Here is a 14,722-nt window from a genome sequence, read left to right as displayed (position 1 = left end):
CATCTGTTTATGGATGAGACCACCGCGCCGGTGCTGGACCCGGGCCGGGGCCGGACGAAGACCGGTTATCTCTGGGCCCTGGCGCGCGACGAGCGCGGTTGGGGCGGCAATGATCCGCCGGGAGTGGTCTTCTTCTATGCCTCTGGCCGCAGTGGCAAAAACGCCGAGACATTCCTTCGCGGCTTCGACGGCACGCTGCAGCTCGATGGCTATCAGGGCTACAACCGATTGTCGCGCCCGTCGCGCAAGGGCGGCGACCCCATCCGCGTGGCCCATTGCTGGGCGCATGCCAGGCGCAAGCTGAAGGAGGTCTTTGACCGCGATGGGTCCGAGATCGCCGCCGAGGGGCTCCGCCGCATCGCCGAGATCTACGCGATCGAGGCCGACATCCGAGGATGCGGTCCCGATCAACGGCTCAAGGTTCGGCAGGCGCGCAGCGCGCCGCTCGTCGCGGCCTTCGGCGACTGGCTGCAGCAGAGCCGCCTGCGGGTCTCGGCCAAGTCCCGCCTCGGAGAGAAGCTGACCTATATCCATAACCACCGGAAAGGGCTGCAGACCTTCCTTCAGGATGGCCGCGTCGAGATCGATTCCAACCGCGTCGAGAACCTGATCCGCCCGATCGCCCTGAGCCGCAAGAATGCCCTCTTTGCGGGACACGACGAGGGCGGCAAGACCTGGGGCCGCATCGCGTCCCTGATCGAGACCGCCAAAGTCAACGACGTCGAGCCCTTCGCCTACCTCAAGGCGACGCTCGAAGCGATCGCAGGCGGGCACCCCAAAAACCGCATCGACGACCTCCTCCCCTGGAACTTCCAGACGTCAAGCTGAAAAACCCGTGGGGCCCAGCTGGCGCTTACGCTTTACCGGGATGGTCAGGGCTTTTGCCTCTATTACAAGGTTCTGGAACGTGGGCGCTTTCCGTGGCCATCGGCGGGTGACGGTGCCGCGCGCCTGACCTCGGCACAACTGGCAATGTTGTGGGAGGGATTGACTGGCGACGGCCTGACTGGGGCGCCCCGCCGGCGCGGGTGGGATAATTTATCCCCCTGTAATGCCTTGTTTTTATGGCATTCTGGGATGCGATTTGCTATAAATAAGCATGTCGCAAACGCCTGTAAATATGCCCGATGATCCGGCCGCTCTGAAGGAGCTGGTTGCTGCCTTGCAGGCGGAGAATGCGAAGATGTCGGCCACGCTGCGGGCGCATGATCTGCTCGTGCAAGCGCTGCGCATCCGGATTGCCAAGCTCAACAAGCAGAAGTTCGGCGCCAGCTCTGAAAAGATCGAGCGCGAGATCGAGCAGCTCGAACTGGCGCTTGAAGACCTGAGGGTCGCCGCGGCGGAAGCGGATGATGCGCCCCGTGACAACGAGGAAACACTGACACCCCCGCCGTCATTGGAAGAGGATGCCGCCGAAGCGGAGCAGAAGCCGCGTCGCCGCCCAAGGGTGTCCGGGGACACGCCCCGCGAACGCCGCACGCTTGATCCCGGCGACACGTGCCCGGACTGCGGCGGAGATCTGCGTGTGGTCGGTGAGGATGTCAGCGCGTTGCTCGACATGATCGCGGCACAGATCAAGGTGATCGAGATCGCCCGGGTGAAGAAGTCCTGCCGTCAATGCGAGACCATGGTGCAGGAGCCTGCGCCCAGTCGGCCCATCCCGCGCAGCATGGCGGGGCCCGGTCTGCTGGCCTTCATTCTGGTCTCGAAGTTCGACGACCACATTCCGCTCTATCGCCTGAACGAGATCTTTGCCCGCATGGGGGCCGATATCCCGGACACCACGATGGTCGACTGGTGCGGCGGGGCGATGAAGGCGCTGGCGCCACTGATCGAAACGCTGGAGGCGGACGTGATGGCCAGTTCGGTTCTGCATGCCGATGACACGCCCATCCGCGTGCTCGACCGATCCAGCAGGAACAGAGCCCTTGGAAAGGCCGTGAAGCAGGGTCGTGTCTGGGCCTATGTCAGAGATCAACGACCCTGGTCCGGTGCCGCGCCGCCCGGCGTCGTTTATGCCTTCTCTCCCAATCGAAAGGGCGAGCACCCCCGCCGTCACCTCGCCGGATCGAGCGGCATTTTACAGGCTGACGCCTATGCCGGGTTCAGGGATCTGTATGCCCGTCGGGCGGATGGCGCGCAGCAGTTCCGCGAGGCCGCGTGTTGGGCGCATCTGAGGCGCGCCTTCCACGATGTATGGACCGCCAACAAATCCACGATTGCCCGCGAGGCCCTCGACCGGATCGGGGCGCTGTATGATATCGAGCGCAAGATTGCGGGACAGCCCGCCGACATGCGGCTTGCGGCCCGCCAAAAATACAGCGCCGGGAAGGGTGCTGCGTTCAAGGCCTGGGCCGAAGAGCAGCTGACCCGCATCCCCGGCAAGAGCGACCTCGCCAAGGCGTTCCGCTATGCGCTCAACCGCTGGCCCGCTTTCACGCTGTTCCTTGAGGACGGGCGCGCTGCCATGGACAACAATGCGGCAGAGCGTGCCATGCGCCCGATCGGCGTCGGACGGAAGAACTGGCTCTTCGCCGGCGCCGACGCCGGCGGCGAGACCCTGGCGCGGGCCATGACCCTGATCGAAACCGCCAAAATGAATGGCCTCGACCCCCAGGCCTACCTCGCCGACGTCCTGGACCGGATCCATGACCACAAGGTCAACCGCCTGCACGAACTGCTGCCGTGGAACTGGGCGCCTCTGCACGCCACAAAGCCGGAGACCGAAGCCGCATAAATGCGCAAGGCGGTCCAAACCGGGCGGTTACGCTCAGTGAACGAGCAGCACCAGCTATGAAGAAGCAGGTGGACGCCAGTTCCTACACCACTTCCCGGGACACTACCCCGCATTCCACCCAGAAAAATACATACGTCGAATTGATGAACCTCGTCGCATCATAGTCAATCAATCTCCGGATTCAAATCTATATATATTTTTTTGTCGGGTAACCGTTTATTCCTGACAAAGCCTCTGACAAAAACTCTACCCGGATCTACACCTTCAGGAACATCGAACTGAACAGTATTATCCGAGGTGTACCATATAATAGCGCTCTTTTTTCGATCGATCATTAGATAGAACGCATACTCGACATCGCCAGGAAAAGTATTTTTGTCAACGGACAATGTCGCATCTAATTTACCACCTTCTATGACTGAACAACTGCCTGTAACAAAATTAGTTGGTGCCGGACGATCAGGATAATTCCCTAACTTATTTTCTATTAATAGATTCAATGACGTGCCTACCAAGGAATTAACACTATCGCTACCGACGAGATCTTTTTCGTTGGTAAAATAGAGATCATTATGCAATTTATAGAACAGTGTATACCCAAGTTTCTCCATCTTAGTGGAAAGAGCATCTAAATTCCTAGGAAAGCACTCTATTTGTAAAGCACACTTATTATCGCGCAACGTCTGAGCACATCCATCAATAACAGACAGCTCGTGGCCTTCGACGTCTATCTTGAAGCCCAAGACTTTGTGTTTGGTATTGTAATGATTATCAATAGAGATGGCACTGACAGCCCTCTGTGAAATATACTGTCTCTTATCGTGGAAGGTCGTATCTTCAGATGCATTTGTTCCTGACAACGGATCTCTATTAACAAGAAATTTTATTTCTTCATCTTTGTCGCTTGCAGCAAGATTGTTAGGAAGAATAATAGACTGAAGCCCGTTCATTTCTATATTATTTATCAATTCTAAAAATGGCTCTTCTATTGCTTCAAACGCATGGACCATCTTGACTGTTTTGGACAGGCTGGATAGCAACGCATAAAACCCAACATTGGAACCGATATCAAAAACCACCTCACAGCGTAGCTTGTTAATTATCGAAAGAAATAAAAACGGCTGTACAGGCTCATACTTTTCAGTGATCAAGTTTCTTTTAATACTATTAGACGTCCAAAAAAAATTATAAAGATTCATAATGTCACCTCACCAGTGAATTATTTGATAACACATATGCCGAAACATCATCAGCATTAAATATTCCATATTATTTTTTGCCAGGCATGAATAACACCATATAAAAAACTCTGTACTATGAACTGATTATTCATTTCCTTGCTTGGTATATGGCTCAACACTGCCTCCTTCGCTTCTGCACCATCACGGATTATGTACTTTTCCCCCCAAATCTCCGCAGCACCATCCCAATCCCAGATAATCGGCCTCGCCCCAGTCAGCATACCCTCACCAATTGCCATATGGAAGGATTCAAAGTCAGACGGCGAGAGAATAAAGCCCACCATGGTGAACCAGTCATTGACGTCGTCACCAGGGGGATCAAAGATCACTTTATGCTGTAACCGAGGGTTGCTGTTAATGCGCTCAAAGACCTTTCTGTAATAGGCCAGCTCGTCCTCGCGCTTGAGCAACCAGTCGTAGTCCAGCGGGTGCTTGCCCTTCACCCGCAAGCAGTAGCGGTCATCCTCTTCCAGCAGTGCTTCCAGCAAGTCTATAGCGCGGTCCAGGCGCTTGCGTGCCGGGGCTGCGCCGATGATACCCAGGGTGTAGCGGGCGTCACCGGTCTTCTTCTTGAGCGTAAACTTGCTCTCGTCCAGCAGGTTGGGGATCACCGAGGTCTTCTCGAAGGGAAAGCCGGAGGCCTTCTGCCCTTCCCGGCGGATAAACTCGCTAACGTAGCTGATATGGTCGATGTTATCCCAGTTGGCCTCAGCCACATAGGGAAGCTCGCGCTCCTGCAAGTGAAAGCGCGCCACTAGGCGCTGGTGAGGCTGCTTGTTGTGCGAGTACCACTTGAGGTTGCCAAGACACCATTCGCAGAAGATCACGTCGGCCTGTTCCAGCAGGGCACGGCTCTTGGCTTCATAGTGCTCGTTATGGCCCTGCCACTGGTCGGTGAGGAACTCGAACTGCCTGGTGGCTTCCAGCTTTTTTTGCAACAGTGTAAAAAACTTGAGATTGTGCCCGGCCACTAGAACGCGGGTCTTGGATTTGTGTTCGGGTGCCTTGGGGGCCTCCTTCAGCCACTGGCGGATCTCGCCCACCCGGGTCGAGAAGGTGTGGCGCTCGGCCAGCCTTTTCAGGGCGTCAGCGGCCTGCTGGGCGACCTTGGGCTCACGCAAGGCCCGGGTCAGCTGGCGGCGGAAATCCGCGTCGCTGTTGGCGTACAGCGGGTAGTCCTGGCCCAGCAGCTGCTCATGGAGCGAGTTGCGATTGAGGATGGCGGCGCAGCCAGCCCCGCCGTACTCCAGGATCTTGGTGGAGTACTCCACGGTGTCGTTCATGCTCTCATGGCGCCAGGAGAGCCCGACCCGAGCCTGCTGCAGCAGCCGCTGCACGGCTTTCCTTGGCTGAGCACCCAGCCAGCGCAAGCCAGCGTTGCCCTCAAGAGCCTTCTGCATCTCTTGCTTATAGCCAGCCCGCTCCTCCGGTACATCGTGGATCTTGTCACCGATCATCACCAGCTCGCTACCGGGAAGCTCGCGGTGAATGAAGGGCCAGGCCTCGGCCATCTCCAGGGTCATCCAGTCGCCCTTAAACTTGCCGGCATAGATAGCCTGTAGGGGACGCTCACTGATCGGTGCCAGGCGCTCGGGAAGATCTGGAATCACCGGAGTGTAGAGGCGCACCTTGTCAGTATCCAGGTCGGGCACCAGGGCCTGCCACAGGGTCTTGAAGCCCGCGGTCTGGCAAAGCAGGCGCTGACAGCCCATGGCGATGCGCTGCATTACCAGCCGCTCGTCCGGGGCGTAGTCGCTCAGCGCCTGAGGGATATCGGTCAGATACATCCAACACTTGGCCAATACGTCCGGTGCGTCCAGCAGCTGGCTGGCGATCTCCAGCCCGCGCACGATGATGACGTCATAGGGCTTTTCCCGGTCGAGGCGGATGGCCAACTCGCCCATCATCGCCAGGGTAATCCGCGCAAAGCCCTTGCCCTGCCAATGCTTTCGGTCGCTGCCATCCACGAGGGTAATGTCAGCGTTGATCTTCAGCGGGGCATAGAGCTCGTCCCGGGCCGGGGTGCTTTTGGCCAGGAAATCAACCTTGGCGCTGCCGGTTGCGGCTGTAGCAAGGGCGATGGTCTGGGCCCAGATGGAGGAGCCGTCGATGCAGTTGAGATCGGGGTTGCCACAGATGAGTACACGCCTGGTCATGGTTTAGCCTCCCACCACTTGCTGCGCCGCGCCGGCGGCCTGAAACTGGTCGCTGTCGGCGAGGTAGAGATCCGGGCGGGTGATGCGCTCCTCCGGGGGAGCCTTGATAGGTTGCCTGAGAAACTCGGCGGTGCGCCACAGTGCCCCGCTCACACTGGCCTCTCCTTCGTAGGCGAAGCGGTCGCGATCCAGCGCCTTGGCCCAACCGGCGGCCTCGGGCTCGTAGAGACTGGCGTTGACTAGGTCACGCAGGTAGTGTTCGCCGTAGTGGTGCTGGGGGCTAAGCCAGCCGGCCAGGGGAGATTCGGCGTGCTGCTCGGTCAGCCAGGACGCCTTCTCGCCCCGCTGCAGCAGGGTGATGTTCTCGGAGAGAGAGCCTGCCAGCTGAGCCAGCCCCGGGGCACAGGCGATGCCCAGATGGAAGCCGCGGTAGCTCTGCTGGCGGGCGAACTGGTCGAGGGCCTGCAGTTCGGCGTGGCTGTGGGCCTCGGCCACCAGGCCGATGGCCGGGTCGGTAGGCAGGCGGGTTTCGATGCCCAGGCGGTCGAAGATGTCATTCAGGCGATGGGCATAGGTGTGCTTGGCGAAAACCTCGCGGATGCCCACCAGGCTGCGGCGGCGCCACTCGGCGTAGTCGGTCATCAGGGTGCGCAGCGCCTCGTCGGCCTCTTCCTGGCTGTGTACCAGCCACACCGCGTCGCTCTCGAACAGGTTCTCGATGCCTTTTGCGTAGGTACTTATCACCGGTGTGCCGCAAGCCATTAATTCAAATACTCTGCGAGAGAACATGGTAGGAGAATTAGCCACCGAGTTGACGTTGAGGAACACCCTGTAGCGACTGTATTCGTCGCAGAGTGCCTTGTAGGGCAGGCTGCCCTTGATGTCGGCCTGGTACTCCTCCGGGAAGGGGAAGATACCGGTGCCGTGGTTGCGGTCATAAATATCCAGGCCGTGCCGATTGGCCGCTTGCAGCAACCAGCGCATCGCCTCGCCGCGTTCGCCGTGACGATTGCCGTACCAGCTGCCCGCAAAGCAAGCCCGGGGCTTGCGACCTGAAAGCGGCCCCGGCTTGTGCAACGCCGGCTGGGCAGCGAAGGGCAAGACGTTGACGTTGGTATTGCCGGTCTTGGCCTGGTAGGAATCCTTCATGTTGGCGTCAGTAGTGAAGATGTGGTCCACCAGCTTGGCGCTGCACATGAATTTCTGGTGGTGAACCGGATCTTCCTTGTTCCAGAATAGGGTCGGAATGCCTTTCTCCCGGGCGTACTGGCAAATATGCGCGATTTCCTGACCGGGCTTGTTGGCGTAGTCCGCCACCCGGTACTGCCAGCTGCCGTAGTTGCCCTTCCAGGCGCTCTCGATAAAGAAGAACTCGGGTTGGTATTTCTCGGCCAGGGCGTACCAATTATCCGGCCGGGGCTGGATCAGGTTGACGTCCTGCCCGAAGCACCTGGTGGTGAACTCGTCCATGATACCGATTACATAGGGCTTGCCGTTGGGCGGCTGCTCCGGCCAGCCGAGGATGCTCATCTCGGCGGCCTGGGCGCTGGGCGGTACGAACTGGGTAGGCTGGGACTTGTCGGGCTTGGGCCTCACGCGTAGCTCGCGCAGCATGACCTGCTCGTCATCCTGCTTGTTGAAGCCACACAGGCCCACACGGATCTCGCTGACGCCCTCCGGCACGCTAAAGCTATGCAGCTCCTGGACCTGGTTCTGGGTGCAGGGCAGATACTTGAAGTAGGCCTTGAGGTGGGTGGACTTGGCCAGCTTGCCGCAGGGCTTGTCTACCGGCTTGCCCTCGGCATCGAAGGCGTTGATCAGCAAAACCGCCTTGCGATTCTGGGCACCCTTGACGTTGTGATACTCGGAAGCGGCTTCAATGATTAGTGCCTGGCCGGCCTTGACCGGCACGTTGTGCCAGAGCGGATCCTTGGGGGGCAGCTCGAGGGTTTCCGGGCGGCTGAATTCGCCGAGGCGTGACTTGGCAGGTGCTGCCTGCCCTAGGAGCTTGGCTGGCGGCTCAGCCACCGCCTTCTGATCCGCAACACTCCCCCGACCCTTCAGCGCCTTCACCATCGGCTCGGTATGCGCAGAGAACAGCAGCTCGGTACTCGGCTGAGGAGCAGGCAGCTTCAATGACCCCTGAAGGGCTTGTGCAAGACTTCCAGCGTTCCCAGATTCAAACCGAACCAATCCCTCGTATTTATCAGCACTCTCGGGCAAGAGCATCACATCGGGGATTACCAATAGTTTACCACAGGCCAGAGCCGCGGCAGCCTTCATGGGCGGCGGAACGGACTGATCTACAGAGGGAAGCGGGCCAGGGATCACTACGGCATCCAACAGTGCATAATAGTCCGAAACCTGCTGATGCGACACGCGCCCGATCTGAGTCAGCCAAGGCATTTCGGATTCGGCCATGATGTCCGCTGAAGGTCCACTTCTATTTTTAAAGTTTGGTCGCTGGTCGTCCCCTACCAGAAGCAGCTTTATTTTTTCGCCCTTTCGCACCAATTCGGCACAAGCTTCGACCAGCACATCCAAACGCTCATAGAGACCGAAACTCCCGACATAACCGACAACAAAATCATCACCCCCAACTCCATGCTCTCTTTTCAGTCGGGAGATATCGGAGCCGTTAGCAAAAGAAGGTTCAAAGGATTTTCGATACTCTCCATCAAAAATATTGTTTGATATCGCCAATTGATTAATCTTATCGACAGCCTTCAGCTCAGAAGCAGAAAAGGAAACCTCACCGTCAATACGTGTGATAATTTCCTTCGCATGATCGAAAAACCTATTTCTAAATAAAGCAAAGGCGAGCCACTTTTTTCGGAAGGGCTTCGGGTCAAGAGCCTGCCCAAGAGAGGACATCAAAAGAGCGACAAGATCATCATCTTGATATTCAGTTTTTGCTATTTTTGTGGCAATATTAGCAGCATCTTCTAAATTAACGCCCAGCTCTTCTAGAAAATTTTTCAGAGGAGACACCCAAAACAACTCTGATTCATTGAACAAAAAATCTCTACTATCCTCAATTTTTCGGCTTTCTTTTGATTTTTCCACCTTAAAAAGGTGGAGCAATAAAGAATTTTCGCAATCAAAATCACTCAATAGACCAATTAGGCTATCTATATATTTTTGTTTTTCTTCTATTTCATCCTCTTTTTCTTTTAATTTATTCTTGTCGTGAATTATTTCATTTTCCGACCCACTGAGATCATCAAACTTGCGTTGGTCACCCCCCTCAAAATTCAACGATTTATTTTCATCGCAGCCACCAAATATGCGAGAATTAAGCCGCTTAATATTTTCTAAAACTCTCACTTGACCACCACCAATTATCATCAATTCGATTGCTTACTAGGAAACCTATCCGCCACCATGAATGTTCGTCAAACCGTTCAATCCACACCCTATCCCGAAAGCAACATTCACAGCTATGCTGGGAATCCGAATTCCCCACGAGCAACTGAAGCCGTGCCGCCTTCAACTGGATAGCCTCAATAGCGAGGCCAAATACCACGAGTATCATAGACACGCTTATCACCAAAACATGAGACATCTATCTCTTTGAATTGCCTGTGATCCACAAGTAAAACTACCACGTCAGCCTGCTCCAAAGCGCTCTCCAAATTCTGGTAAATCAGCCCTTTGCCATTGAGAACATCTGGCATGGCATGAATGTTTGGCTCAACAACATGTAAAGGCCCAAGGCCCGCCGCATCCATCTTCTCTACGACTGTAATCGCTGGACTTTCACGTAAATCATCCGTGTCAGGCTTATAAGCCAGCCCCAAGCAGGCGATAGCTTCTCCAGGCTGAGCAAGCCGCTTGACTTGCTCAACGACATAATCAGGTTTGGTATCATTGACTTGACGGGCAGCCCTCATAAGGAGTGACCTATCCTTAGCAGCGTCGATGATGAACCATGGATCAACCGCAATACAATGCCCCCCAACACCCGGGCCAGGTTTCAAAATATCGACACGCGGATGATGGTTGGCCAGTTCAATAACGTCCCAAACATCGACTTCTAAATACTCGCAAATTTTCGAAAGTTCATTGGCAAACGCGATATTAACATCCCGGTAGGCATTCTCAGCCAGCTTTACCATCTCGGCCACTCGGCCCGTGGTAGGAACTAAATTGCCCCGAACAAACGTAGCGTATAGCTCCATCGCTGCCTCTCTCGAACTCTGGGACATACCTCCAATAATGCGATCATTTTCAACTAATTCGGTAATCATTTTTCCAGGAATAATCCGCTCTGGGCAATAGGCCATTAAAACATCCGCCTCCTCACAACCACTGATCGGAAACACTAAGTCTGGGCGGACACCTGCAAGGTTCTGAGTCAACCTTTCAATAGTACCTACTGGCGATGTAGACTCCAAAATAATAAGGTCTCCGGATTTAAGAACAGGCGCGATAGAATCGGCTGCAGCATCAACATAGCTTAAATCAGGAGCATTACCCTCAGACAAAGGCGTAGGCACGGCGATGAGAAAAGCATCCGAGGCTTCGGGCTCGGCAATAGCGCGCAAATAGCCGTTTTTCACTGTACTGTTTACCAACCCATCAAGATCTGGCTCAAAAATGTGAGCTTGGCCTTCGTTTAGCTGATCAACCACATTTTGATTGACATCCACACCAACAACCTCAATGCCTTTACTGGCTATAATGGCAGCGGTAGGTAGACCTATGTAGCCAAGCCCAATTACGCTAACTTTTCTGAATTTATTATTCATTTCGAGTCCTTTCAGATCATTTACTATCGAACGGGAAAACCGGGGCACCCTTGATCGCGTCAACAATTCGCTTACTGGCCTTGCCGTCACCATAGGGATTTTGCGCCCGAGCCATGCGGCCGTAAAGCGCCTCATTGTTCAACAGCGAGGTGACTTTCTCTATAATACGCGCGGCCGACGACCCCACGAGTTCCGCGCATCCCGCATCAATACCTTCTGGGCGCTCAGTGACATCCCGCATGACCAGAACCGGCTTTCCGAGGCTTGGCGCCTCCTCCTGAACACCACCCGAGTCAGACAGCACGAGATGAGCTTGGTCCATGAGATGAATAAAACTGCGGTATTCTTGTGGATCAGACAGTAGGACGTTGTCTCTATCCTTGATAATCTCAAACACCGGGCCGCGCACACGGGGGTTGAGGTGGACCGGATATAGAAACCCAACGCCCGAATGCTCGTTAGCCAATGCGGAAACAGCCTGACAGATGTTTTGGAAGCCAGTACCAAAATTCTCCCTTCGATGACCGGTGATAAGTACAAACCGCTCATATCGAGTTATAAATTTACGAATGTCATCGCTTAAACTTGGCGGGGTCGCCCGGACTTCCTCCACCATCTGCAGAAGAGCGTCAATGCCGGTGTTGCCAGTTACCACGATTTTCGACTGATCTATTCCCTCATCGAGCAAATTGCGCTCTGCTCCGACAGTCGGTGCAAAATGAAGCTTAGCCACCATGCCTGCAATGCGGCGATTCAACTCTTCCGGAAATGGCGCCATCAGATCATGGCTCCGCAAACCCGCCTCAACGTGTCCAACAGGAATGCCGTGATAGAAGGCACACAAAGCAGCCACCATAACTGATGTCGTATCACCTTGAACAAGCACCCAATCTGGCTTCAGCTCCAGCAGCATATTGTCGACTTTTTCAAACAACCGCCCACTTAACGATGACAATGTTTGATTGTGATGCATTACATCAAGAGATTTATCAGCAACCATGCCAAAATCATCAAGCGCCCGTTGTAACATCTCCCGATGTTGACCTGTCGAGATCAATGTACAACGGAAACCTTCCGCGCCGCGCAATGCCTGCACAACAGGCGCCATCTTAACGCCTTCTGGACGCGTACCAACCAATACGGCAACATGTATCATCGACATACCCAATTCTCGCCAAATATGATTCTTATCGATGCGGACACATCAATCCCAATGAAACTCAGATTTCATGCGACCCTTCATGTTTTCAATGAAAGAGCCACCCGACACCCACGAGCTTTTGACTTTAATGACCATCCACAGCAGCAAAGACTTCTAGCTACAGCCTAATCCAGGGTTTCTAGACTCCCTAACGCTCAGCGTCCTCTCCCCTGTCCATATCTACACTTCGACAACACTGAAGTTCCATCACATCCATCAGAGCATCAGGAAGATTACGGCGTATGCGGCGCTCTTGCACCCTCAGGCCAAGTGATTCCAGAGTGGCCTCCAGTTCGCGCACATGGCCGTGTTGCTCATTTTGCCCATTACGGGCCAAGGCGCGCCCCTCTCCCACAGGCGAAATCCAATCAGTATCCTTAACCAATCGCACCGTAGCGTACATCAGAGCATCAGGCGCCATCATGCTGGCAACGTGGGCAAGCATACTTTGACGCGCAACCAAATCAAACTCGTGAATCACGCCAAGCATAAAAACAACATCATAACCCGCCTCGCAATCTACAGGTAGCTGAAAAGAGAGGCAATCCTGGTTAAAGGAGCGTAAGTTAGAGTGTAAGGAACCATAATCTACATATCCATTTTTTATCCAACTCGCTTCTTCTTCCCCCGAATACGCTCGAATATGTGGATCGACACAATCTACGTAACCACCAGCCTCAGCTAAGAAAAAAGGCAACGGCGAAACGCCCGTACCGACATCAAGAATCCGCCGCCCCACAAGGTCCGCGGGCATACAACTCGAAGCCCAACTTAACTCTAACGCCCGCTCAGAAGTGCTGGTAAAGAAGCCGAATTGCTCGTATGCTACATCCGCCAGAAGCCGCAAGCGGGCAGGCTCCTCACTATAGATGGCACATTTGGCTAGAATGGAATCGGTCCCTGATTTTGCGCTGTCTTCCCGGTCAATAGTCACCACTACCCGATCCCCAATATAGCCAGCAATAATCAGGTCACTCCAACCGCTATGTTTTTTTACATGCGCGGTAAGCGGGCCGTAATATGCAATACTCCCCGGCTTTAACGGCGGGTATTCCGCGCCCACCAAAACCAACCGCGCGGTTGCCTTCGCCATCAATGTCTTTAGAGCAGCAAAATAACTATCTTGGTCTGGAGCGTCCCAAAGCCCAGACTGGGCTATGATAACCGGTATTTGACGCAGCTGCTTCAGCTGATCCCTACCGCCGCGATGAATGCGAGCGTCAGGATCGGCATCACGGATAGCACGGGCAATGTCCGAATCCACTGTCATATAATGACTCCCGGGAACAAGCGGATTCTCCGCAACATCGTCCACTCGACCGACAATAGACAAGCAACTATCCGAAGAGACTCCGCGAACCAGATGCTGCATGAGAGCACGCGGGCTGTTTGCAGCGACAGGTACCGCACGCCGAGGATTGGCCTTAGGCACATTATCCGCACCTTCTCCGCCACCCACAGTCCGGGAATTGCTCAGCGCCTGGTTCAGCAACCTTAGACGTCTGTCGATAACCTCCCGCCCCGTCAACGCCAGCACCGGGCCATTATCAATTAGGCAATCCACATGCATCATATGAGGAGTCATGTTTTCAGGCACACTCTTCAAAAGACGACCAGGCAGGCTCCATTCCAGGCCGAGTGGCTGCATGTCTTGGCCCAATTCCTCCATCGCAAGCGAAAAGCCCATTTGCAGAAAGTTCACCGGCTGTTTATTCAAAATGTCAGACTGATCCAGCAGCCAGAGACACCATTTACGCCAAAAAGGCACCAGTGAGGGTAGAAACGCCAAGCGGATGCCAAATAGCCGTTGATTGGCATTATTCCAAAGAGTCGTAACGCTCCCATCATTGCTTGAGAAACTAGCTTCGCCAACCTTGGGCGCACGAAAACCCGCCCGACCAAATAGCGCACGCACTACCTGTGCAGTTGGACGCGGCACATCCACCCTCTTCGCGACAACAAAGGCGTCACCAAGCGGTGGTCGTTTTGTGTCTAATGTGGCTAGCGCTGGGTCCATGAACCATACCAATTCACCCGCCGAGCTACCGACCCGAGTGAATGTCTCAGCTTGACAAAGTGCTGATAGCCCACGCACGGACGACACTAAGACAGGAACTGGGCGCACCGCCGCCCCAAAAGCGCGAGCCTCTTCAACGATGGCCTTTGGCACCCGACCATCCTCGCTGATTACATGGACGTGACATTGCTTGCCCAACACCCCCCCCAAACGGGTCAATGCTGTCAACCAAATCCGCAGCCGAGTCAGCGCATGAGTCTGCTCCGGATCCAAAGTGCAACTATAAAAGATTTGCTCCTGATCCACAGCACTCCACCCTCAAACCAAACGATTGCTGATACCAAACCTGCAGATGCATATAGTGACATCGACGACTGCTGTCCACAGAACAGCCTCAGAAATTTCCTTTCAAAAGCAGATAAAGCGTCCAAGGTTACCAAGGGGAAAGTCGTTTGAGTTAAGCTGCCATATCCGAGCCTGAGAGCCCGATTTAAAAGTAGTTGAGTGATATCAGAGGGTTGTGATTCAACACTTCTAGCAAGAACGTGGAGGATCGAATGCCCTGGGATGATATCACTCGCAAGCACCATAACCGCGACCATCTTCGTTATCCAACTGA

At 54.7% G+C, this 14,722-nt stretch carries 9 protein-coding genes; 3 read left to right on the top strand and 6 right to left on the bottom strand.

All coding sequences use genetic code 11. The features are described 5' to 3' along the window. From tnpC (WGH93_RS12900) to tnpC (WGH93_RS12890), 3 genes are all read left to right on the top strand, one after another. Nucleotides 1–828: IS66 family transposase (gene tnpC, locus WGH93_RS12900; protein ID WP_374765300.1), on the top strand; the 828-nt coding region annotated here is incomplete at its 5' end. A gap of 18 nt (nucleotides 829–846) precedes the next feature. Next, nucleotides 847–1,131, top strand: coding sequence for an IS66 family insertion sequence element accessory protein TnpB (gene tnpB, locus WGH93_RS12895; protein WP_374765301.1), 285 nt, complete (start codon nucleotides 847–849; stop codon nucleotides 1,129–1,131). Beyond that, on the top strand, nucleotides 1,100–2,737 hold the full coding sequence (gene tnpC, locus WGH93_RS12890; RefSeq protein ID WP_374765299.1) for an IS66 family transposase: 1,638 nt from the start codon (nucleotides 1,100–1,102) through the stop codon (nucleotides 2,735–2,737). The genes tnpB and tnpC (WGH93_RS12890) overlap by 32 nt, the downstream gene beginning before the upstream one ends. A gap of 164 nt (nucleotides 2,738–2,901) precedes the next feature. Here tnpC (WGH93_RS12890) and WGH93_RS12885 read toward each other — a convergent pair whose 3' ends face one another. From WGH93_RS12885 to WGH93_RS12860, 6 genes are all read right to left on the bottom strand, one after another. Next, on the bottom strand, nucleotides 2,902–3,936 hold the full coding sequence (locus WGH93_RS12885; protein ID WP_374765298.1) for an FkbM family methyltransferase: 1,035 nt from the start codon (nucleotides 3,934–3,936) through the stop codon (nucleotides 2,902–2,904). Nucleotides 3,937–3,992: 56 nt separating this feature from the next. Then, complete coding sequence (locus WGH93_RS12880) at nucleotides 3,993–6,134, bottom strand: glycosyltransferase family protein (RefSeq protein WP_374765297.1); 2,142 nt, start codon at nucleotides 6,132–6,134, stop codon at nucleotides 3,993–3,995. Nucleotides 6,135–6,137: 3 nt separating this feature from the next. Then, on the bottom strand, nucleotides 6,138–9,482 hold the full coding sequence (locus WGH93_RS12875) for a glycosyltransferase family protein (RefSeq protein ID WP_374765296.1): 3,345 nt from the start codon (nucleotides 9,480–9,482) through the stop codon (nucleotides 6,138–6,140). 155 nt (nucleotides 9,483–9,637) lie between these two features. Beyond that, nucleotides 9,638–10,885 carry a UDP-N-acetyl-D-mannosamine dehydrogenase gene (gene wecC / locus WGH93_RS12870; RefSeq protein ID WP_374765295.1) on the bottom strand — a complete coding sequence of 416 codons (1,248 nt, stop codon included), beginning with the start codon at nucleotides 10,883–10,885 and terminating at the stop codon, nucleotides 9,638–9,640. Nucleotides 10,886–10,901: 16 nt separating this feature from the next. Then, nucleotides 10,902–12,047, bottom strand: a complete 1,146-nt coding sequence (wecB, locus tag WGH93_RS12865) for a non-hydrolyzing UDP-N-acetylglucosamine 2-epimerase (RefSeq protein ID WP_374765294.1) — start codon at nucleotides 12,045–12,047, stop codon at nucleotides 10,902–10,904. Between the two features lie 187 nt (nucleotides 12,048–12,234). After that, the gene (locus tag WGH93_RS12860) at nucleotides 12,235–14,409 is read right to left on the bottom strand and encodes a class I SAM-dependent methyltransferase (protein WP_374765293.1); all 2,175 of its coding nucleotides are present in this window, start codon (nucleotides 14,407–14,409) and stop codon (nucleotides 12,235–12,237) included. Between the last annotated feature and the right edge of the window lie 313 nt (nucleotides 14,410–14,722).

Source organism: Yunchengibacter salinarum (assembly GCF_037658235.1).
Taxonomy (GTDB): domain Bacteria; phylum Pseudomonadota; class Alphaproteobacteria; order Sphingomonadales; family Kordiimonadaceae; genus Yunchengibacter; species Yunchengibacter salinarum.
This window is presented reverse-complemented; position numbering and strand designations above follow the sequence as displayed.

What these genes read in the sequence shown, in the direction of transcription:
- wecC (WP_374765295.1), bottom strand. Translation starts at nt 10,885, where the DNA reads ATGAATAATAAATTCAGAAAAGTTAGCGTAATTGGGCTTGGCTACATA.
- wecB (WP_374765294.1), bottom strand. Translation starts at nt 12,047, where the DNA reads ATGTCGATGATACATGTTGCCGTATTGGTTGGTACGCGTCCAGAAGGC.
- tnpC (WP_374765299.1), top strand. Translation starts at nt 1,100, where the DNA reads ATGTCGCAAACGCCTGTAAATATGCCCGATGATCCGGCCGCTCTGAAG.
- WGH93_RS12880 (WP_374765297.1), bottom strand. Translation starts at nt 6,134, where the DNA reads ATGACCAGGCGTGTACTCATCTGTGGCAACCCCGATCTCAACTGCATC.
- WGH93_RS12885 (WP_374765298.1), bottom strand. Translation starts at nt 3,936, where the DNA reads ATGAATCTTTATAATTTTTTTTGGACGTCTAATAGTATTAAAAGAAAC.
- WGH93_RS12875 (WP_374765296.1), bottom strand. Translation starts at nt 9,482, where the DNA reads ATGATAATTGGTGGTGGTCAAGTGAGAGTTTTAGAAAATATTAAGCGG.